At 72.3% G+C, this 19755-nt stretch carries 21 protein-coding genes; 6 read left to right on the forward strand and 15 right to left on the reverse strand.

The features are described from left to right. Positions 1 to 690, forward strand: a 690-nt coding sequence (locus tag QM572_RS03140) for an MFS transporter (protein WP_415089937.1), incomplete at its 5' end; no start/stop codon positions are given. Between the two features lie 6 nt (positions 691 to 696). After that, complete coding sequence (locus QM572_RS03145; RefSeq protein WP_415089939.1) at positions 697 to 1569, forward strand: 1,4-dihydroxy-2-naphthoate polyprenyltransferase; 873 nt, start codon at positions 697 to 699, stop codon at positions 1567 to 1569. 106 nt (positions 1570 to 1675) lie between these two features. On the opposite strand, the gene QM572_RS03150 is transcribed toward QM572_RS03145, so the two are convergent. The 8 genes from QM572_RS03150 to QM572_RS03185 form a co-directional block, all read right to left on the reverse strand. Beyond that, on the reverse strand, positions 1676 to 1930 hold the full coding sequence (locus QM572_RS03150) for a DUF4229 domain-containing protein (RefSeq protein ID WP_415089941.1): 255 nt from the start codon (positions 1928 to 1930) through the stop codon (positions 1676 to 1678). Then, complete coding sequence (gene ccsB, locus QM572_RS03155; RefSeq protein ID WP_415089943.1) at positions 1927 to 2937, reverse strand: c-type cytochrome biogenesis protein CcsB; 1011 nt, start codon at positions 2935 to 2937, stop codon at positions 1927 to 1929. Before ccsB ends, QM572_RS03150 begins: the two co-directional genes overlap by 4 nt. Beyond that, entirely contained in the window at positions 2934 to 4511 is a 1578-nt protein-coding gene (locus tag QM572_RS03160; protein ID WP_415089945.1) for a cytochrome c biogenesis protein ResB, read from the reverse strand. Before QM572_RS03160 ends, ccsB begins: the two co-directional genes overlap by 4 nt. Continuing rightward, positions 4508 to 5260: a cytochrome c biogenesis CcdA family protein gene (locus QM572_RS03165; protein ID WP_415089947.1), complete on the reverse strand. Its 753-nt coding sequence runs from the start codon at positions 5258 to 5260 to the stop codon at positions 4508 to 4510. The genes QM572_RS03160 and QM572_RS03165 overlap by 4 nt, the downstream gene beginning before the upstream one ends. 82 nt (positions 5261 to 5342) lie before the next feature. Then, positions 5343 to 5948: a TlpA disulfide reductase family protein gene (locus tag QM572_RS03170; protein WP_415089949.1), complete on the reverse strand. Its 606-nt coding sequence runs from the start codon at positions 5946 to 5948 to the stop codon at positions 5343 to 5345. Next, entirely contained in the window at positions 5948 to 6637 is a 690-nt protein-coding gene (locus QM572_RS03175; protein ID WP_415089951.1) for a histidine phosphatase family protein, read from the reverse strand. The genes QM572_RS03170 and QM572_RS03175 overlap by 1 nt, the downstream gene beginning before the upstream one ends. Continuing rightward, positions 6634 to 7992, reverse strand: coding sequence for a glutamate-1-semialdehyde 2,1-aminomutase (gene hemL / locus QM572_RS03180; protein WP_415089954.1), 1359 nt, complete (start codon positions 7990 to 7992; stop codon positions 6634 to 6636). The genes QM572_RS03175 and hemL overlap by 4 nt, the downstream gene beginning before the upstream one ends. A gap of 70 nt (positions 7993 to 8062) precedes the next feature. Further along, complete coding sequence (locus tag QM572_RS03185; protein ID WP_415089956.1) at positions 8063 to 9547, reverse strand: polysaccharide biosynthesis tyrosine autokinase; 1485 nt, start codon at positions 9545 to 9547, stop codon at positions 8063 to 8065. A gap of 36 nt (positions 9548 to 9583) precedes the next feature. On the opposite strand from QM572_RS03185, the gene QM572_RS03190 reads away from it, so the two are divergent. Beyond that, positions 9584 to 10114 carry a hypothetical protein gene (locus tag QM572_RS03190; RefSeq protein ID WP_415089958.1) on the forward strand — a complete coding sequence of 177 codons (531 nt, stop codon included), beginning with the start codon at positions 9584 to 9586 and terminating at the stop codon, positions 10112 to 10114. A 156-nt stretch (positions 10115 to 10270) separates the two neighbouring features. Here the strand turns inward: QM572_RS03190 and QM572_RS03195 are convergent, their stop codons facing one another. The 7 genes from QM572_RS03195 to QM572_RS03225 form a co-directional block, all read right to left on the reverse strand. Further along, positions 10271 to 11539 (reverse strand): lytic transglycosylase domain-containing protein, encoded by a 1269-nt coding sequence (locus tag QM572_RS03195; RefSeq protein ID WP_415089960.1) that lies wholly within the window; start codon positions 11537 to 11539, stop codon positions 10271 to 10273. 77 nt (positions 11540 to 11616) lie between these two features. After that, positions 11617 to 12594 carry a porphobilinogen synthase gene (gene hemB / locus QM572_RS03200; RefSeq protein WP_415089962.1) on the reverse strand — a complete coding sequence of 326 codons (978 nt, stop codon included), beginning with the start codon at positions 12592 to 12594 and terminating at the stop codon, positions 11617 to 11619. 14 nt (positions 12595 to 12608) lie between these two features. Further along, the gene (locus tag QM572_RS03205) at positions 12609 to 14198 is read right to left on the reverse strand and encodes a uroporphyrinogen-III synthase (RefSeq protein ID WP_415089964.1); all 1590 of its coding nucleotides are present in this window, start codon (positions 14196 to 14198) and stop codon (positions 12609 to 12611) included. Positions 14199 to 14211: 13 nt separating this feature from the next. Then, entirely contained in the window at positions 14212 to 15138 is a 927-nt protein-coding gene (gene hemC / locus QM572_RS03210; protein ID WP_415089966.1) for a hydroxymethylbilane synthase, read from the reverse strand. Next, complete coding sequence (locus QM572_RS03215; RefSeq protein ID WP_415089968.1) at positions 15135 to 16460, reverse strand: glutamyl-tRNA reductase; 1326 nt, start codon at positions 16458 to 16460, stop codon at positions 15135 to 15137. The genes hemC and QM572_RS03215 overlap by 4 nt, the downstream gene beginning before the upstream one ends. Before the next feature lie 73 nt (positions 16461 to 16533). Then, positions 16534 to 17220: a redox-sensing transcriptional repressor Rex gene (locus tag QM572_RS03220; RefSeq protein ID WP_415089970.1), complete on the reverse strand. Its 687-nt coding sequence runs from the start codon at positions 17218 to 17220 to the stop codon at positions 16534 to 16536. A gap of 64 nt (positions 17221 to 17284) precedes the next feature. Further along, positions 17285 to 17533 carry a glutaredoxin family protein gene (locus tag QM572_RS03225; protein ID WP_415089972.1) on the reverse strand — a complete coding sequence of 83 codons (249 nt, stop codon included), beginning with the start codon at positions 17531 to 17533 and terminating at the stop codon, positions 17285 to 17287. A 22-nt stretch (positions 17534 to 17555) separates the two neighbouring features. Here QM572_RS03225 and QM572_RS03230 point away from each other — a divergent pair, with 22 nt between their 5' ends. From QM572_RS03230 to QM572_RS03240, 3 genes are all read left to right on the forward strand, one after another. Continuing rightward, complete coding sequence (locus QM572_RS03230) at positions 17556 to 18434, forward strand: HAD family hydrolase (protein WP_415089974.1); 879 nt, start codon at positions 17556 to 17558, stop codon at positions 18432 to 18434. Between the two features lie 145 nt (positions 18435 to 18579). Beyond that, positions 18580 to 19356, forward strand: a complete 777-nt coding sequence (locus QM572_RS03235; protein WP_415089976.1) for a sigma-70 family RNA polymerase sigma factor — start codon at positions 18580 to 18582, stop codon at positions 19354 to 19356. 97 nt (positions 19357 to 19453) lie between these two features. Beyond that, positions 19454 to 19755 (forward strand): hypothetical protein (locus tag QM572_RS03240; protein WP_415089978.1); only part of this gene is annotated, 302 nt, incomplete at its 3' end.

The raw sequence follows: 19755 nt of genomic DNA on the forward strand, positions 1-19755 counted from the left end.
GCCTCCCACGACCTGCGGGTCGCGGACCGCGCGGCGCCCCGCGAGCCGGTCGCCGGGCCGGGTGCCGCCCGCAACGTCGGCTGGATCCTCACCTCGGCGCTGGTCTCGACGATGTGGACCAACCAGGTGCTCCTCCACACCGTGATCCCGCTGTGGCTGGTCGCGCGCACCGACGCGCCCGCGGTGCTCCTGGCCTGGCTGTTCGGCACCAACACCGTGCTGTGCATCTTCCTGCCGCCGTACCTCGCCCGGATGAGCCGGACCCTCGATGCCGCCCTCCGGGCGGTGTGGATCTCGGCGGCGTTCTTCGTCGGCTCCTGCCTGATCACCATGGTCACCCACTCCACGGCCGGGCTGTGGACGATCGCGCTGGTCTGGCTCGGCCACGTGACGGTCACCGGGGCCGAGCTCGCGATCAGCGGAGCGACCTGGTCGTTCCAGGCGGAGCTGATGGACCCCCGCCGTCGTGGCGAGTACGACGGCGTGGCCAATGTCGCGCGCGGCCTCGGCTCGATGTGGGCGCCCGCGCTCTACACCTGGCTCGCGATGGAGGTGCAGGACGGCCTCGGCTGGCTGGTGATCGCCGCAATCATCCTCACCGCGGCGACCGCCTTCCGCCCGAGCGTCGCCGCCGCCCGGCGCTTCCGCGACCGCCACTTCCCCGTCGTGGCTCCGCTCGGTGTTGAATGACGCCTCGTGGCAACCCCCTCGCAGTGGCTCGAAGGCGCTCGACCCCGGACCCTCCCCGCGGCTCTGAGCCCGGTCATCGCCGGCACCGCCCTGGCGGCGTACGACGACGGGCTGGTGTGGTGGAAGGCGCTGCTCGCCCTCGTGGTGGCCCTCGCGCTCCAGGTGGGGGTCAACTACGCCAACGACTACTCCGACGGCATCCGCGGGACCGACGACGAGCGAGTCGGGCCACTGCGGCTCACCGCGTCGCGCCTCGCCACGCCGTCGGCCGTGAAGCGGGCCGCGTTCCTCGCCCTCGGGGTCGCGGGCGTCGCCGGGCTGGTGCTCGCGGCGACCACGACGTGGTGGCTGGTCGCGGTCGGCGCTGCCTGCATGCTCGCCGCCTGGTTCTACACCGGCGGCTCGCGGCCCTACGGCTACGCCGGCCTCGGCGAGGTGTCGGTGTTCGTCTTCTTCGGGCTCGTCGCGGTGATCGGCACCTACTACGTCCAGACCGAGGCCTGGTCGTGGCCGGCTCTCTTCGCCGGCATCGGCATCGGCGCCCTGGCCTGCTCGCTCAACCTGACCAACAACCTGCGCGACATCCCGACCGACGTCGCGGCGGGCAAGCGGACGCTCGCGGTGATGCTCGGCGACGAGCGGACCCGGGGCCTCTACGCGCTGCTCATCGCCGCCGGCGCCGCCGCGATCGTGGCCATCGCGTCGGCCACCACCTGGTGGGACCTCGTCGCCCTGGGCTTCCTGCTCGTCGCGGTCAGGGCCGTGCGGATCGTCGTCTCCGGCGCCCGCGGTCCGGCGCTGATCCCCGTTTTGGCCACCACCGGCAGGGCCGAGCTGGCCTGGGCGGTCCTGGTCGCCGTACCCCTGCTCGTGGCCTGACCCCGTCGCGACTGCTCCGCCTCGCCGGCGGGGCGCAAGCCCCCACTCGGCAGGACGCAAGCCCCACTCGGCAGGGCGCAAGGCCCCACTCGGCTGAGGAGAGGCCCTACTCGGTGTCCTCGCGGGAGCGGGCGCGCTCGAGCGCGGCCTCGGCGCGGGCGCCGACCTTGGCGGCGAACTCCTGGCGCTGCCGGTTGAGCAGCGGCACCGAGATGATCATCGAGACGACAGCGCTGATGATCAGCACCGGGAGCCACGGGACCCCCTGGTCGTCGACCAGCGCCCAGACGCCGGCGACGATCGCGAACGTCGCCGCGAAGACCGCCAGGCGCATCAGGCTGTAGAGCGCGAACTCCCTCATCGCCGCACCTCGACGACCGCTCCGCCGACGGGCGCGGCGTAGCTGTGGCTGGACGTCGTGCTGAAGTAGTTGATCCCGATGAAGTTGAACCACAGGGTCGCCATGCCGACCAGCGCCAGGATGGCGGCGTTGCGCCCCCGCCATCCGGCGGTCGCGCGGGCGTGGAGGTAGCCGGCGTAGACCACCCACGTGATGAACGCCCACACCTCCTTGGGATCCCAGTTCCAGTACGACGACCACGCCTCGTGCGCCCAGATCGGCCCGGTGATGAGGACCGCGAAGGTCCACACCGGGAACGCGAACGCGTGGATCCGGTAGGCGACGCGGTCGAGCACCGGCAGCGACGGCACGTGCGCGAGCCACCCGGTGGAGCGGTCCCCGGCACGGGCCTTGACGAGGTACATCGCCGACGCCATCCCGCCGAGCGTGAAGGCGCCGGTCGCGAGGATCGCGGACACGACGTGGATGACCAGCCAGTAGGAGTTGAGCGCCTCGGTGAGCGGGGCGATCGGCTCGTAGAGCCAGATCTCGCCGATCATCATGATGATGAGCGCGAAGGTCAGCACCAGCGGCGCCATCCACGCCAGCGTCAGCCTGCGGTAGAGCAGGACGTAGGCCGCGACGACCACGAACGTGCCCGACATCGTGAACTCGTACATGTTGCCCCACGGCACCCGGTGGGGCTCGGCGGCCATGCCGCGCGCGACCAGCGCGCCGAGGTGGATCACGACCCCGATGCCGGTCAGCAGGATGCCCAAGCGGGCGGAGAACTCGCGGCGGAGCTCCCGCTTCTCGTCGTACGACGTCCGCGGCTGCTCCGCCGCCTGCCGGTCGTCCTGCGCAGCGTCCGGCGCTCCGGCTCCGACGAGCTCCCGCTCGGCGACCGCCGTCCGGCGGCCGGCGAGGGCCGACCACTCGACGAGGTGGCAGATCAGGGCGAGGAAGTAGAGCACCCCCGCGGCGCCGAGCGCGTGGCTGGAGAGCTGGTCCCAATCGTGGGAGGTCACGTCGGTGTCCCTTCCTGGAGCTTGGCCTGGAGCGCGGCGGCGAGGTCCTGCACGACGGCCGCGGTGTCGTCCCCGCCGGAGCGGTCGAGCCCGGCGAGCTCGACCAGTGTGCCTTCCCGTGTCGCGGTCGCGCGAACCCAGAGCCGCCGGGGGCGGATGAAGAGCGAGCCGAGCAGGCCGATCAGGCACAGCAGCACGCCGCCGAGAGCGATCCTCTGACCGGGCTGCTTGCTGATCTGGATCTTGTTCCACTCCACGATGCCGTCGAACGTGACGGACCCGAGTCCGTCGGGCAGCTCGGTGGTCTCGCCGACGGACAGGTCGAGCCGCAGCGGCTTGGCCTTGCCGGTGTCGGCGTCGGTCGTCATGACCTGGGTCATCTTGGACTTGTCGAGCTCGTAGATCGACTGGCCGCCGCTGTTGTTGAGGTCGCCGGAGTAGACGAGCATCGACAGCAGCGGGTTCGTGTCGTCGGGCGAGAGCGTGACGGGGTCGCCGTCGACCAGGGCGAAGTCGGGGTAGAGGTTGCCCTCGAGGCCGATCTGCGGCTTCGCCGCGGTGGCCTTCACCACGCCGAAGGAGAGGAAGGAGGAGTCCTGCGGCAGGAACTGCTGCGGACCGGACCACTCGACGTTGCCCTGGGCGTCGCGGATCGTGATCGAGGGCGCATAGCCGTGGCCGATGAGGAAGACCTCGGTCGAGGCGATCTTGAGCGGGTGGTTGACCCGCAGGTCGTAGCTGGTGTCGTCGGTCCCGTCGCAGGCCTGGCAGTAGCTGAGCTTCGAGCTGAAGTCGACGCCCATCCCCTTGCGCGCGCCACTGGTCAGCCAGGTCATGTCGAAGTCGTCGATGTGGAGCGTGAAGGGGTCCATCGAGTCACTCGAGAAGAGCGAGCCCGGGTCGAGGTCGTCGTACTGCTGGGCGGTGTTGGTGAAGCCGTAGTCCTTGCCGACCATGACGATGACGCCGCCCTTGTAGCCGAGCAGCGAGCCGGCGGCGAAGCCGACGAGGACCAGCAGGATCGAGAGGTGGAAGAGCAGGTTCCCCGCCTCGCGGAGATAGCCCTTCTCGGCGCTGACCGCGCCGGCCCCGTCCTTGCGGAGCCGGTAGCGCCGCTGGAGCACGCGGCGTGCCGTCTCCAGCACGACCTCGGGCGACTCCGAGGTGACGTACGACGTCGAGTCGGCCAGCCGGGTGAGGTTCCGTGGCGCGGCCGGCGGCTGCGCGCGCAGCGCCCGCCAGTAGACGCCCAGCCGCGGCACGATGCAGCCGACGAGACTGATCATGAGCAGCAGGTAGATCGCGCCGAACCACGGCGAGCTGTAGACGTCGAAGAGGCCGAGCCGCTCGTAGATCGGGGTCAGCGTGGGGTGGGCCTCCTTCCAGTTCGACGTCTTGAGCGCGTCGACGCCCTGCTGCGGGATCAGGGAGCCGGGGATCGCCCCGACGGCGAGCAGGAGCAGCAGGAGCAGCGCGGTGCGCATCGAGGTGAGCTGCCGCCACGACCAGCGCAGCAGCTCGCGGAGGTCGAGCTCGCCGGGCGCGCGCTCGTAGCCGCTGGGCCGTTCGCTCACACCGACACCGACCAGGTGTCGACGAGATGCTGCTGCACCCAGTCGATGCCGTAGTCCCACCAGCCGGTGAGCAGGGCGATGCCGACGAGGACGAACATCGCGCCGCCGATCCGGGTGACCCAGCGGATGTGGCGTCGTACGAAGGCGAGGGTGCCGAGAGCCCGGCGCCACAGCAGCGCGAAGACGACGAACGGGATGCCGAGCCCCAGCGAGTAGCAGGCCAGCAGGACCCCACCGCGCGACGCCGTCCCGGCGTTGGCCGCCAGGTTGAACATCACCCCCAGCGTCGGGCCCATGCAGGGCGTCCAGCCGACGGCGAAGAGGAAGCCCAGCAGCGGCGCGGCGGCGAGGCCGACGGCGGGCACGCGATGGATCCGCACGTCGCGCTGCAGCGCCGGGACGAGGCCCATGAAGGCCAGGCCGAGCACGATCGTGACGACCCCGAGGACGACCGAGATCGCCCGGTCGTGCTGGGAGAACCACACTCCGACGGTGCCGCCCGCGACGCCGATGAGCACGAAGACGACGGTGAAGCCGAGCACGAAGAGCAGCGATCCGGCGAGCATCCGTCCACGGCGCCCTCGGCCGGCGGCCAGGTCGGCGCCGGAGAGGCCGGTGGCGTAGGAGAGATAGCCGGGGAGCAGCGGCAGCACGCACGGCGAGAAGAAGGAGATCAGCCCGGTGACCAGGGCGATCGGGACAGCCAGCGCGAGCGATCCGCCGACCGTGCTGTGGAACCAGTCACTCACGCGCGTCCTCGCTTCGCTCCGCGCGCGCGAGAGGCACAGGTCGCACAGCATCGTCCGGCTCGCTCGCTCCACTCGCTCACGGCTATCCCCCGACCTTGCAGTCGTCCTCGGCCGTGGCGTCGGCGATGCACTCCACCAGCTCGGGGATCGTGCGGGTGCCGTCGATCTGGCCGGCGATCACCGCCGCGAGCCTGCCCCGCGCGTCGAGGACGACGGTCGACGGCACCGCCTGGGGCAGGCCCTTGAGCGCGAGCAGCGCCTTGCCGTCCGGGGAGTAGATCGACGGGTAGGTCACCTCGACGTCGCGCTCGAAGGCGATCCCGTTGGCGGCGGAGTTGTCCCGGGTGTTGACGCCGACGAAGCTGGCGGTGTCGCCGAGCTCGGTCGCCGCCGCCTGGAGCATCGGCATCTCGGTGCGGCACGGCCCGCACTGGCTCCACCAGACGTTGACGACCACGGGCTTGCCGAGCGCGTCTTTCGACGACCACGTGCCGCCGTCGAGCGTGCTGCCGTGCAGGTCGACGGCGTCGGCCCGCTCGGAAGCCGGGTAGATCGAGATCTGGCCGTCGCCCGTGAGATAGGCCTTGCCGTTGGTCCCCGACAGGTTGCTGCACCCCGCCGCGAGCGCGGCGAGGGCGAGCAGGATGACGGTCAGCAGCAGGCGGAGCGGTCGGGCGACGGGAGGCATCAGTCGGTCTGACCGCCCGCGCTGAAGGGGTCGTCGCGGTCCGCGACCGGGATGAGGTCGATGGCCGGCTCGCTGTAGGACACCTGGGTGAGCTCCTCGCCGACGAAGTGCAGTGACGTGAGCGAGCAGAGCGTGCACTGCCGCGAGCGCGGGTCGTGCAGGTAGGAGCGGCCCTCGATGAACAGCCGTACGGTCCAGATCGGGAGCTGGTGGCTGACGATGACCGCCTCGTGCCCCGCCGCCGCCTCGCGCGCGGACCCGATGGCCTCGAGCATGCGCGTGGTGATCTCGGTGAAGGGCTCGCCCCAGGACGGCCGGCGCGGGTTCCAGAGCTTCGGCCAGATCCGCGGGTTGGTCAGCACCGTCGTGGGGCCCTTGAAGGACATCCCCTCGAAGTCGTTCCACGACTCGATCACCCGGTCGTCGAGCACCGGCGTCAGGCCCTTCGCGACGGCCAGCGGCGCGGCGGTCTCCTGGGCGCGCTCCAGCGGGCTGGAGACGAGGTGGACGATGTCGCGGTCCTGCAGGGCCTTCGCCGCGCGCTCGGCCATGGCGACGCCGCGGTCCGACAGGTGGAAGCCGTCGCGGCGCCCGTAGAGGATGCCGTCGGGGTTGAAGACCTCCCCGTGCCGCAGCAGGTGGACGGTCGTGTCAGGGGTCGCGGCAGCGGCCGAGTCAGAACGTCTCACGTCGTGATCCCCCGATCGGTGGCGGCCGCGGCGGCCTTGGCGGCGCGCGGCAGGGCGGAGACGATCGCGTCGAGCGCCTCGTCGTCGTGGGCCGAGGAGAGGAACCACACCTCGTAGGCGCTCGGCGGCAGGTAGACGCCGTCGGCCAGCATGGCGTGGAAGAAGGCCCTGTACGCCGTCTCGTCGGTGGTCCTCGCCTCGTCGAAGTTCGTGACGGGCGACTCGGTGAAGAAGACCGAGAACATCGTCCCGGTGCTCTGGACCCGGTGGGCGACGCCGGCCTCGGTGAGCGCCGCCGCCGCTGCGGTCTTCACGACCTCGGCGGCCCGGCCGATGTGGTCGTAGACCTCGTCGGTGGCCAGGCGCAGCGTGGCGAGCCCGGCCGTGGTCGCGATCGGGTTCCCGCTCAGCGTCCCGGCCTGGTAGACGGGCCCGACCGGCGAGAGCGCCTGCATCACCTCGGCGCGCCCGCCGAAGGCCGCGGCCGGGAAGCCGCCGCCCATCACCTTGCCGAAGGTGAGCAGGTCGGGCACCCAGCCCTCGACCTTGCCGTCCAGGCCCCAGTGCCCCTCCTTCGAGGCCCGGAAGCCGGTCATCACCTCGTCGGAGACGAAGAGCGCGCCGTGCTCGGCGCACAGCGTCGAGATGAGCCGGTTGAAGCCGGGAGCGGGCGGGACGACGCCCATGTTGCCGGGACCGGCCTCGGTGATCACCGCCGCGATCCGCGGGCCGTGCTCGGCGAAGGCCGCCTCGAGCGCCGCGGTGTCGTTGTAGGGCAGCACGAGGGTCAGCTCCGTGCTGCTGGCGGGGACGCCCGGGGTGCCCGGAACCGCGAAGGTGGCCAGCCCGCTGCCGGCGGCGGCGAGGAGCGAGTCCACGTGGCCGTGGTAGCAGCCGGCGAACTTCACGATCACGTCGCGGCCGGTGAAGCCGCGCGCGAGGCGGATCGCCGACATCGTGGCCTCGGTGCCACTGCTGACGAAGCGGACCTCCTCGACCGGGGTCCGGGCGACGATCTCCTCGGCCAGCTCGACCTCCGGCACCGTCGGGGTGCCGTACGACGTCCCCCGCCCGATCGCCGCGAGGACCGCGGCCTCCACCTCGGGGTGGCGGTGCCCGAGCAGCATCGGCCCCCAGGAGCAGATCAGGTCGACGTAGCGGTTGCCGTCGACGTCGGTGAGCCAGGCGCCCTCGGCGCTGGCGACGAAGCGAGGCGTGCCGCCGACGGCGTTGAAGGCCCGGACGGGCGAGTTCACCCCGCCGGGCGTCACCGCCTGCGCCCGCGCGAAGAGGGACTCGGAGGCGGGAACGGACCCCGTGTCGATCGGGAGTTCGCTCGGATCTGGCGCTGCCACCCCCTCATTGTCCCTAGTGGTCATCTCCGGAAATGCGTCGGGGTGGCCCCACCGGGGGAGGCGCCAGGACTCAGCCGGGTCGGTCGGCGGGCTTGGCGCGCTTGCCCTCGTAGTGCTTGCCGGTCATCACGGCCTCCTGGGCAGGCAGGCTGGGTGCCTCGCCGACATACCCGTAGCTGGAGCCGTAGTAGCGCGAGGGCGCCAGCCGCCGCGGCACGCGGTTGAAGACGACCCCCAGCACCTTGCCGTTGACCGAGCGCACGTTGGCGAGCGCCTCGGCCAGCTCGGTGTCGAGCGTCTTGCCGAAGCCGGCGACCACGATCGTGCCGTCGCAGGCCGTGGAGAGGATCGCCGCGTCGGTGACGGGAAGCAGCGGCGGGGCGTCGACGATGATCAGCCAGCGCTCCGAGAGCTGGCGCAGCAGGTCGCGCATCGTCCGCGAGGCGAGCAGCTCGGACGGGTTGGGCGGGATCGCTCCCGCAGCCATCACCTGCAGTCCGGGCACGTCGGCGTGCTCCTGGAGCACGTCGTCGATCTCCGCCCGGCCGACGAGGACGTCGGTGAGGCCGGCGCCCTCGACCAGACCCATGAGCCGGGCCACGATCGGGCGGCGCAGGTCGGCGTCGATCAGCATCACCGGCTGGCCGGACGCGGCGATGGCGACCGCGAGGTTGGCCGAGACGGTCGACTTGCCGTCCCCGGGGAGCGAGCTCGTGACCAGGATGATCCGCGGCGGGTTGTCGATGTCCATGTAGGACAGGTTGGTGCGCAGCTTGCGGAACGCCTCGTCGGAGCGGTGGGTGCTGTAGGCCCCGCCCAGCGGGCCGTCGTGCGGCCGGAAGCTCAGGGCGCCGTCGGAGCCGGTCTCGAGGTTCTTCTCGACCGGGATCGCGCCGATCACGCTGACCTGGAACTTCTTCTCGATGTCCTCCGCCGAGCGCAGCCGGCGGTCGACCTGCGACCGGATCAGGGCGTAGCCGAAGCCGAGCAGCAGCCCGACCACCAGGCCCAGCGCGCCGTCGCGCTCGGGGTTCGGCGACACCGGCGACGTCGGCAGCGCGGCCGAGGCGAAGACCTTCACGGACGGGACCTGCGCGGTCTCGTCGGCCTTGGGGTTCTCGAGCTTCGCGACCTCGGTGCTGAGCGCCTGCACCCAGGCGTCCGCGAGCGCCTGGGCCTCCTCGGGGGAGTTCTCCTTGGCCGTGATCTTGATCAGCACGGTGTCGGTGGGCTGGGAGACGCTGATGTTGCCGATGAGGGCCGACGGGGTGGTGTCGAGGCCGAGGGCCTCGATGACGTCCTCGGCGACCGGACGGCTCGTGGCCACGTCGACGTACGACGTCGCCCGCGACTTCGCGAGGGTGTCCCCGACCGACGCCAGAGCGGCGTTGCCGCCCGCCCCGGAGTCGATCGAGACGAAACCGGTGGCGTCGGCGGCGTAGACCTTGGGTTGGCTGAACGACCAGGCCAGGGCGACGGCGGTCGTCGCGAGGGCGATCGCGATGACACCCCAGGGGTGATTGCGGATCACCCGCAGGTAGTCAGCCAGTTCCACGACGCGAACCCTAACCGCTTTGCTTGAATGGCGAGGATGAATGTCCTAGTCGTCTGCACGGGCAACCTGCACCGGTCTCCCGTGGCCGAGCGCCTGCTCGCGGCCGCCCTGCCGGGCGCGACGGTCACGAGCGCCGGCACCCAGGCGCCCAGGGGCGCGCCGATCGACGCGGGCACGCTCGAGCAGCTCCGCCGGCTCGGCGCGTCGGGCGAGGGGCACCGAGCCCGGCAGCTGACCCCCGCGATGCTCGAGGAGTCCGACGTCGTCCTCGTCGCCAGCCTCGACCACCGGCAGCAGGTGGTCTCGCTGAGCCCGCGCGTGCTGCACCGCACGTTCACCCTGCTCGAGGCCGCGGCACTGGCGACGCACGGCGTCGAGCCGGAGGGCGAGAGCCTCGCGGACCGGGTGCGCTCGCTCTCGCGCCACCGCGGAACGGTCAGCCGCGAGCAGCTCGACATCGACGATCCGGTGGGCCAGTCCGTTGCGGTCCACACTCGCGTCGCCGACCAGATCAGCCGAGCGGTCGGCCCGATCGCCGACCTGCTCGGCCGCCTCGACCGAGCCTGACCCACCGCAACGCCGCAGACGCGCCGTCGAAGGCGGCCGGGAACTCACGTGCCGTGACGCGCGCGGCTGCAAGGCGCGAAGCGCGAAGGCGGCCTGGGAGCGAAGCGGCCGTCGAGCGCTGCGCAACGCCGCAGACGCGCCGTCACGGTGCGTGAGTCAGGAGATCAGCTTGGCGACGCAGGCGTTCAGGTCGTCGAGCGTGGGCAGGTCCTTGCCGAGGTTGGCCGGGTTGGTGAGGGCCGCGACCAGATCGGTGACGCTCTTGTAGCCGAAGTCCTGGAGGCACTGGGCGGTGGCCTCGGCCTTGGTGAGGACCGTGTCGACCGGCGTCACGCCCGTGGTCGGGATCGACACCGGCGACGGGCTCGGGATCGACGAGGCCGCCGACGTCGCGCCGCTGCTCGGGGAGCCGGAGCCGCCGCTGGAGCCGCTGCCGCCGACGGCGGAGCCGGAGCCGGTCGAGGTCGACGGGGTCGTCGCCTTGGCCGTCGCCGTGGCGCTGGACGCGGCCGACGTGAGCGTGCCGGTGCCCTTGTGCTTCTTGCTCTTGCCCTCGGAGGCCGGGGCCTCCTCGAAGTAGCTCGCCGGCAGGACGTAGTTGGGGATCGCGCTGAAGTCGCCCGCGAGGTAGTCCTCGTAGACCGACAGCACGGTCTCGACGTAGGACTGCGAGTGGTTGTAGCGCAGCACCGCGGCGCGGCGGCCGGCGTCGGTGGAGAGGTCGTCCTCGCCGGAGCAGAGGTAGACGGCCCCGGCCAGCGACGCGTCGTTGATGTCCTGCGGGTCGCGGGTGCCGTCGCCGTCGGCGTCGACGCCGACCGTCGACCAGGTCGACGGGATGAACTGGAGCGGGCCGACGGCGCGGTCGTACTGCGTGTCGCCGTCGTAGCTCCCGCCGTCGGTGTCGGCGATCAGGCTGGTGCCGGAGGTGCCGTCGAGCGCGACGCCGACGATGCCGGGCGTGGCCAGGCCGGTGTCGGTGAGGGTGTTGCCCTGGGCGCGGCCGTGGTTGGACTCGACCCGGCCGATCGCGGCGAGGAGCTGCCAGGGCAGGTGGCACGACGGGTCGGCCTTGTTGATCACGGTCTCGGCGCGCTGGTAGGCGGCGAGGGCCGCGGCCGGGATCTCCGAGTAGGAGGCGGTCGAGACGATCTCCGCCGGGCTCTCGCCCGTGACGCCAGTGAGGGCGGAGTCGGAGGTGACGCTCGCGGGCACGCTGAGGGCCTGCGAGGGCACGACGCTGCCGTCGGGGAGCTTCTGCTGGTCGTCGGCGCTGGCGGTGGACGCGCCCGAGGTGCTGATCGACACCGTCCATGCGGCGGACAGCATCGCCAACGGCACCAGCGCGGCGATCCGCTTGGTGCGTCCCGTCCCGATCCTGGTGCGTCCAGGAAGCCGGTGCGGGTTCGTGCCCTGCGTGCTCATCTGTGATTCCCTCCTCGTGTGACGCACCTCTCAACGAGGGTCGTCACAATGAGGTTACGCGCGACCCGGGACGCGTGTCACAGCATGTGCGCGGCTTCGACCGCCCAGTAGGTGAGGATCGCGTCCGCGCCGGCCCGCCGGAAGGCGGTCAGCGTCTCGAGGATCGCCGCCTCGCGGTCGATCCAGCCGTTGGCCGCGGCGGCCTCGACCATCGAGTACTCCCCGGAGATGTTGTAGGCCGCGACCGGCACGTCGACCGCGTCCTTCACCCGGCGCAGCACGTCGAGGTAGGGCAGGCCCGGCTTGACCATCACGATGTCGGCGCCCTGCTCGACGTCGAGCAGCGCCTCGCGGACTCCCTCGCCGCCGTTGGCGGGGTCCTGCTGGTAGGTGCGGCGGTCTCCCTGGAGGGAGGAGCCGACCGCCTCGCGGAACGGCCCGTAGAACGCCGAGGCGTACTTGGCGCCGTACGCCAGGATTGAGACGTCCTGATGGGAGGCGGCGTCCAGCGCGGCGCGGATCACGGCGACCTGGCCGTCCATCATCCCGCTGGGGCCGACCATGTGGACGCCCGCCTCGGCCTGCGCCACGCCCATCGCGGCGTAGAGCTCGAGGGTGCGGTCGTTGTCGATCCGGCCACGCTCGTCGAGGACGCCGCAGTGGCCGTGCGAGGTGAACTCGTCGAGGCAGAGATCGCTCATCACGGTGAGCGCGTCGCCCACCTCGGCGACCGCGTCGGCGATGGCGACGTTGAGGATGCCGTCGGGGTCGAGCGCGGCCGACCCGTCCGCGTCCTTGTGCTCGTCGTCGGGCACGCCGAAGAGCATGACGCCCGCGATGCCAGCGTCGGCCGCCTCGGCGACCGCCTTGCGGAGCGAGTCGCGGGTGTGCTGGACGACACCGGGCATCGACGAGATCGGCACGGGAGCGTCGATCCCCTCCCGCACGAACATCGGCAGGATGAGGTGCCGCGCCGCGACCGAGGTCTCGGCGACCATCCGCCGCAGGACCGGCGTCTGGCGCAGCCGGCGCGGCCGGATCACGGGACCGTCCATGTCGCGCGACCGGATCAGCTGCTGGTGGCCTTGCGGCGCGCCGCAGGCTTGCGGTCCGACGGCTTGGTCACCGGCAGGCCCTGCTCGACCAGCGCGGCGCGGCGGGCGCCGCCGAAGCCGGCGAGCGCGTCCGCGAGCGCCTCGATCGACGGGGTCGGCGAGAGCACGTCGACCCGCAGCCCGTGCTCCTCCGCGGTCTTCGCGGTGGCCGGGCCGATGACCGCGATGACGGTCGAGGGGTGCGGCTTGCCGGCGATGCCGACGAGGTTGCGGACCGTTGAGGACGAGGTGAAGACGACGGCGTCGAACTTGCCGGTCTTGATCGCGTCGCGAGTCGGCGCGGGCGGCGGCGCCGCCCGGACGGTGCGGTAGGCCGTGACGTCGTCGCACTCCCAACCGAGCTCGTGCAGCCCGGCGATGAGGTTCTCGGTCGCGATGTCGGCGCGCGGCAGGAAGACGCGGTTGATCGGGTCGAGGAGGTCGTCGTACTCGGGCCAGACCTCGAGGAGGCCGGCCGCGGACTGGTCCTCGGGCGCCGGGACGAGGTCGGGGCGCAGGCCCATCTCGAGCAGCGCGGCCGAGGTCTTGTCGCCGACGGCGGCGATCTTGAGGCCGCTGAAGGCGCGGGCGTCGAGTCCGTACTCGTCGAACTTCTCGCGGACCGCCCTGACCGCGTTGACCGAGGTGAACGCGACCCACTCGTAGCGGCCCTCGACGAGCCCGCGGATCGCCTTGTCCATCTGCTGGGGGTTGCGCGGGGGCTCGACGGAGATCGTGGGGACCTCCTCCGGCACCGCGCCGTAGCCGCGGAGCTTGGTGGAGAGCGCCGGGGCCTGCTCCTTGGTGCGCGGCACCAGCACGCGCCAGCCGAAGAGCGGCTTGGTCTCGAACCAGGACAGCGTCTCGCGCAGGTCGACGACCTTGCCGACGACGATGATCGCGGGCGGGGTCATGCGCGCGGCGCGGGCGTCGGCGGCGATGTGCTCGAGGTCGGAGGTGACGGTCTGCTGCCCGGTGGTGGTGCCGACCCGGGTCATCGCGACGGGCGTCTGCGGGTCGCGGCCGGCGGCGATCAGCGCCTTGGCGATGTCGCCGACGATGCCGACGCCCGAGAGCAGCACGAGGGTGCGGTCGTCGGCGTACTGGCTCCAGTCGATCCGGTCGCCGCAGGTCACGACCGCGACCTCGCGGTGGTCCTTGGTCGTCAGCGGGATCCCCGCGTACGCCGGCACGGCGGCGACCGAGCTGACCCCCGGCACGATCTCGAATCCGAGACCCGCCTTGGCGACCGCGGCCGCCTCCTCGGGGCCCGACGCGTAGACGAAGGGGTCGCCGGTCATCAGCCGCACGACCCGCAGGCCGCGCTTGGCCTGCTTGACGACGACCTTCGCCCGGGCGGCGTGCGTGAGCGGCTGCCCGTCCTCGCCGAACCCCCCGTCGACGAACTCCGGAGCCTCTCCCCCACCGCGCAGCGAGGCGACCAGGGCCTCGTGGTCGGCGGACTCCGTGACGATGACGTCGGCCTGACGAATCAGGTCGGCGGCGCGGACAGTCAGCAGCTCCGGGTCTCCCGGACCGCTGCCGACGAACGACACCCAGCTCATGTTGTGGCCTTGTCTAGCTCTCGCTGCCGAGGGCACCAGCGCCCTCGGCGAGCATTTCCTCTGCCAATCGAGCCCCGACGCCCCCGGCGTCGGCGGGGCTCCCGGTGGCGGACATCCGCACCGCGAGGGTCCCGTCGGGTGAGAGCGCTACCGCTCGCACCCACAGCTCCTCTTCGTCCTCACCCTCGACAACCTCGGCGAGAGTGCCGATCGGTGCCGCGCAACCACCCTCGAGAGTGGCGAGCAGCGCCCGCTCCGCCGTCACGGCGGCTCGGGTCGGACCGTGATCCAGCACCCGGAGAGCCTCCGCCAGGTCGTCGTCCGCGCGACACTCGATGGCCAGCGCACCCTGCCCGGGGGCGGGGAGCACCTGCAGCGGGTCGAGCGTCTCGGTCACCTCGTCGAGGCGGCCGATCCGCGCGATGCCGGCGCGGGCGAGGACGACGGCGTCGAACTCGCCGGACCGAACCTTGCCGATCCGGGTGTCGATGTTTCCACGCACGCCGGTCAGTTCCAAACTCAAGCCGAGGGCGGCCAGCTGGGCGACCCGCCGCGGGGAGCCCGTGCCGACCCTCGAGCCCGCCGGAAGCTCCCCCAGCGTGAGGCCGTCGCGGGCGACGATCACGTCGCGCGGGTCCTCTCGCTCGGGGATCGCCGCGAGGGTCACACCCTCGCAGCCGTAGGTGGGCAGGTCCTTGAGCGAGTGCACCGCGACGTCGACCTCGCCGGCCAGCAGCGCGTCGCGCAGCGCGCCGACGAAGACGCCGGTGGTCGACCCCTCGGTGAGGGGAGCGCCGGACGCCTGGCTGGCGTCGCCCTCGGTGCTGATCTCGACCAGCTCCACCTCCCGACCCAGCCGCTCGCGGATCAGGTCCGCCACCAGGCCCGACTGCGTCGTGGCCAGGAGCGAGCGGCGGGTGCCGAGGCGGACCGGGCTCACGCAGGTCCCTCGCGGTGGTCCGTGCCGTCGGCCGCGTCGACCCTGTCCACGACCGAGGTGACGACCGAGCTGGTGACGGCCGCGACCGCGTCGCCGTCGAGGGCGAAGAGCTCGGCGAGCGCCCGCTCATAGGTGATCGCGCCCTCCCCGGCGAGCTCGCGCACCCGGACCGTCGGCTCGTGGAGCAGCTTGTCGGCGACCCGGCGGATCGTCTTGACGACCTCGGCGCGGGTGCGGGGGTCCAGGTCGGGCAGCAGGTGGTCGAAGCGGTCGATCTCGGCGTCCACGACCTGGGTGGCCATGGAGCGCAGCGCGACGACGGTGGGGGTCACCGACGCCTGGCGGCGCACGGAGAGGAAGGCCTGCACCTCCTGGCTCACGATCGTGCGTACGGCGGCGACCTCGTCGGCCGCCTCGGTGCCGTGCAGGCTGGTCGCGAGCTCCTCGAGGCCGACGAGGGTGATCCCCGGGAGGCCGGCGACCGCGGGCTCGACGTCGCGCGGCAGCGCGAGGTCGATGAGGGCGAGCGGCGTCGTGCGTCCGGCGAGCATCGCGGCGTCGATGAGGAACCCGCGCGCGCCGGCACAGGCGATCGCGACGTCGGCGGTCGCGAGCTCGGCGGCCAGGTCGTCGAGACCACGGGCGGCGCCGGCGTACTCCGTCGCGAGGCGCACGGCGGAGGCGAAGGTGCGGTTGACGACGACGACCTCGGCGCCCTCGCGGGCGACCGTGGCCGTGGCCAGTCCCGCCATGGCCCCGGCGCCCACGACGACGACGCGCTTGCCGTCCACGCCCTCGGGCACCGCCTGGGCGAGCGCGGCGGAGACGAGCGTGGGCGCGGCCCGGTCGATGTCGGTCTCGGCGCGCGACCGCTTGCCGACGCGCAGCGCCTGCTGGAAGAGGGTGTTGAGCGCCGGGCCGACGGTGCCGAGCTCCTGGCCCAGGCGCAGCGCCTCACGGGCCTGCCCGAGGATCTGGCCCTCGCCCACGGCCATCGAGTCGAGACCCGCGGCGACGCGGAACAGGTGGGTGACCGCGCCGTCGTCGTAGTGCACGTAGAGGTGCGGCAGCAGCGCCTCGACCGACTCCTCGGCGCGCTCGACGAGCAGCTGCGAGAGGCCCTCGACCGAGCCGTGGAAGCGGTCGACCTCCGTGTAGATCTCCAGCCGGTTGCAGGTCGAGATCACCGTCGCCTCGGTGACGTGCTCGTTGCCCGACGCCTCGAGGACCAGCTTGACGACGCCGTCGGCGTCGAGGCTGACCTTCTCCAGCAGCGACACCGGCGCCGTGTTGTGGCTGATCCCGACGACCAGGATGCTCATCGGCGTCCTCGCTCCGCTGCGGGCGCCGACGAGGCACGCGATGCGCCGCGCCGCCTGCTCTCACGTCGTTCGCTCATGCAGGCTCCCCCTGGGCCTTGCGCTGCTCGTGATACGCGAGGATCTGCAGCTCGATGGACAGGTCGACCTTTCGGACGTCGACGCCCGGGGGCACCGACAGCACGGTCGGGGCGAAGTTGAGGATGCTGCTGATGCCCGCCGCGACCATCTGGTCGGCGACGTCCTGCGCGGCGTGAGCCGGGACGGAGATCACGCCGATCGCGACGCCGTGCTCACGGGCCAGCGGGCCCAGCTCGGAGAAGGGCCTGACCGGGATCCCGCCGATCTCCGTCTGCTGGAGACCGGGGTCGGCGTCGAGCAGCGCGACGATGCGGAAGCCGCGGCTGCGGAAGCCGGAGAAGTTGGCCAGCGCGTGGCCGAGGTTCCCGATGCCGACGATGACGACCGGCCAGTCCTGGGTCACCCCGATCTCACGGGCGATCTGGAAGCGGAGGTACTCCACGTCGTACCCCACCCCGCGGGTGCCGTAGGAGCCGAGGTAGGAGAGGTCCTTGCGCAGCTTGGCGCTGTTGACGCCGGCCGCGGCGGCGAGCTGCTCGCTGGAGCAGGTCTGGATGCCGCCGTCCGCGAGGGCGGTGAGGGCCCGGAGGTAGACGGGGAGACGGGCCACGGTCGCCTCGGGGATGTCCCGGAGGTCGCTGCGCGCGTCCCGACCGACCAGCGGCGGGGTCCCCTTCGTCACATCACGGCACGGTACGCCGCTTGTGAACGTGAGAACAAACCGCCCTCGGACCCGCGACGGACCCCTACGAGGTCAGCGCGGTGCGGAGCCGGTCGGGGTCGACCCGCCAGAAGTCGTGCTGCCGGCCGTCGACGAACGTGACCGGCACCTCGTCGGTGAGCCGCTCGCGGAGCTCGGGGGCGATGCCCTCGGCGTCGATGTCGAGCTCGTCGTACCCCTCCCCCAGCTCGGCGCAGACGGCCTCGATCACCTCGCGGGCCTCGTCGCACAGATGGCATCCGGCGCGGGAGTAGAGCGTGATGCGAGCAGGCACGTCGAGAGTCTAGGTTTTGAGCGTGAACGCTGCTCGGAAGGACCCCAAGCCCCTTCACCGCCGCTCGGCTCTCGCGGGCGAGGCCGGGCGGGCGTCGCGGTTCGTCGAGGACGCGCTGGCGACGCCCGAGCAGGCCGACTCGGCGGCCTTCTTCGACGTCGACAACACGATCATGCAGGGCGCCTCGATCTTCCACCTGGCGTGGGGGCTCTACCAGCGCGACTTCTTCACGACGCGGGAGATCCTCGGCGCGGTGTGGAAGCAGGCCTACTTCCGGCTCGCCGGGGTCGAGGACCCCGAGCACATCGCGGAGGCCCGGGCGTCCGCGCTGCAGTTCATCGCGGGTCACACCGTCGCCGAGCTGCACGAGGTGGGACAGGAGATCTTCGAGGAGCGGATGGCCGACCGGATCTGGCCGGGGACGAAGGCGCTCGCGCAGATGCACCGCGACCAGGGCCAGCGGGTGTGGCTGGTCACGGCGGCGCCGCAGGACATCGCCGAGGTGATCGCCGCCCGGCTCGGCCTGACGGGCGCCATGGGCACGGTGGTGGAGTCCGTCGACGGGGTCTACACCGGCCGGCTGGTCGGCGAGATGCTGCACGGCCCGGAGAAGGCGGTCGCCGTGGCGGCGCTCGCGGAGCGGGAGGGGCTCGACCTGGCCCGCTGCTCGGCGTACTCGGACTCCTTCAACGACCTGCCCATGCTGTCGCTGGTCGGGGACCCGTGCGCGATCAACCCCGATCACCGGCTGCGCGCCCATGCCCGGGCCCAGGGCTGGCGCGTACGGGACTACCGCACCGGACGCAAGGCCGCTCGCGCCGGTCTGCTGACCGGCGCCGTCGGCGGCGCCGTGGCCGGGGCCGTGACGGCCGGGATCGCGCTGCGGGGGCGCCGACGCTGATCCGGCACAGCGGCGCGCGGCGACGACCGTCGCGCCCGACCGCTCGGAGTCGCCCTCCCGCGACCGATCCGTCGTCCGGCTGACAGGTCACGCAGGCGGGTCTAGAGTGAGCCTGCTGCATGGGAGTGCATCGGGAGGATGGGGCATGGCGTCGTGGTCTGACGACTTCGTGCGCGGGCTGGACGCCCTGCGCGCTGCCGTCGTCGCGCAGTACGCCGTCCTCGCCTCGCCTGCCGTGCCCCTGGCGGCCGCCGGCCCGGCCGGCCACTGGCTGCTCACCGAGGTGGCCCACAACATCGCCGACAGCGGACTGCCCGAGGGGCCGACGCAGGACGATCGCGACCTGGCCGCCTCCTCGGAGGAGTCCGAGGCCGACCGCCAGCGCCTGATCGCGCTGGTCGAGCTGGCCCGCAAGGGCGACACCGACGCGTTCGGCCTGCTCTACGACCACTACCACGGCGCGGTCTACCGGTTCCTCTACTACCGCACCCGCTCCCAGACGCTGGCCGAGGACCTCACCTCGGAGACCTTCTTCCGGGCGCTCCGCTCGATGACGGGCTTCCGCTGGCAGGGCAAGGACTTCGGCGCGTGGCTGATGACCATCGCGCGCAACCTCGCCACGGACCACTTCAAGGCCGGCCGCACCCGCCTCGAGCTCACCACCGAGGACATGGGCGCCCACGACGACGAGACCGAGTCGCCCGAGGCGGAGGTCCTCGCCGGGCTGACCAACGAGATCCTCATGCAGGCGCTCGCCAAGCTCCCCGACGAGCAGCGCGACTGCGTCGTCATGCGCTTCCTCCAGGGCCTCTCGATCGCCGAGACGGCACTGGCGCTCGGCCGCTCCGACGGGGCGATCAAGCAGCTCCAGCTCCGTGGCGTGCGCAACCTCGCCAAGCTCATGCCGGAGGGGCTGCGATGAGTTACCGACTTGTGCACTTCGGCGGCATAACGCCGAGCGACCATCGCTCGTTCATCACTACGGCGGACATGACGGTCCGCCCGTGGGAAGAGGAGCGATGATCACGTCACGCAAGGCCGAGCAGTTCGACGACCTGCTCGAGGGCCGCATCACCGAGGCACCGGCGGAGCTCGCCGACCTGCTCGCGTTCGCCGAGCGGGTCTGGGCCGTCCCGACCCCGGAGCCCCGCGCGGAGTTCTCCGCCGCCCTGCGCGACCGCCTCATGGCCGCGGCGCCGGCCGCCCTCGCCGACGGCGCCACCGACAACCGCCTCACGGTCGACTGGCCCACCGCGGGCGGCCGCCCGGTCCAGCGCCGCCTCGCCGCCGCGGCCGCGGTCTTCTCGATCGCCGCGGCCGC

Source organism: Nocardioides sp. (assembly GCF_047607365.1).
Classification (GTDB): Bacteria; Actinomycetota; Actinomycetes; order Propionibacteriales; family Nocardioidaceae; genus Nocardioides.

What these genes read in the sequence shown, in the direction of transcription:
- QM572_RS03150 (WP_415089941.1), bottom strand. Translation starts at nt 1,930, where the DNA reads ATGAGGGAGTTCGCGCTCTACAGCCTGATGCGCCTGGCGGTCTTCGCG.
- QM572_RS03170 (WP_415089949.1), bottom strand. Translation starts at nt 5,948, where the DNA reads ATGCCTCCCGTCGCCCGACCGCTCCGCCTGCTGCTGACCGTCATCCTG.
- QM572_RS03190 (WP_415089958.1), top strand. Translation starts at nt 9,584, where the DNA reads ATGAATGTCCTAGTCGTCTGCACGGGCAACCTGCACCGGTCTCCCGTG.
- QM572_RS03195 (WP_415089960.1), bottom strand. Translation starts at nt 11,539, where the DNA reads ATGAGCACGCAGGGCACGAACCCGCACCGGCTTCCTGGACGCACCAGG.
- hemB (WP_415089962.1), bottom strand. Translation starts at nt 12,594, where the DNA reads ATGGACGGTCCCGTGATCCGGCCGCGCCGGCTGCGCCAGACGCCGGTC.
- QM572_RS03205 (WP_415089964.1), bottom strand. Translation starts at nt 14,198, where the DNA reads ATGAGCTGGGTGTCGTTCGTCGGCAGCGGTCCGGGAGACCCGGAGCTG.
- QM572_RS03215 (WP_415089968.1), bottom strand. Translation starts at nt 16,460, where the DNA reads ATGAGCATCCTGGTCGTCGGGATCAGCCACAACACGGCGCCGGTGTCG.
- QM572_RS03235 (WP_415089976.1), top strand. Translation starts at nt 18,580, where the DNA reads ATGGCGTCGTGGTCTGACGACTTCGTGCGCGGGCTGGACGCCCTGCGC.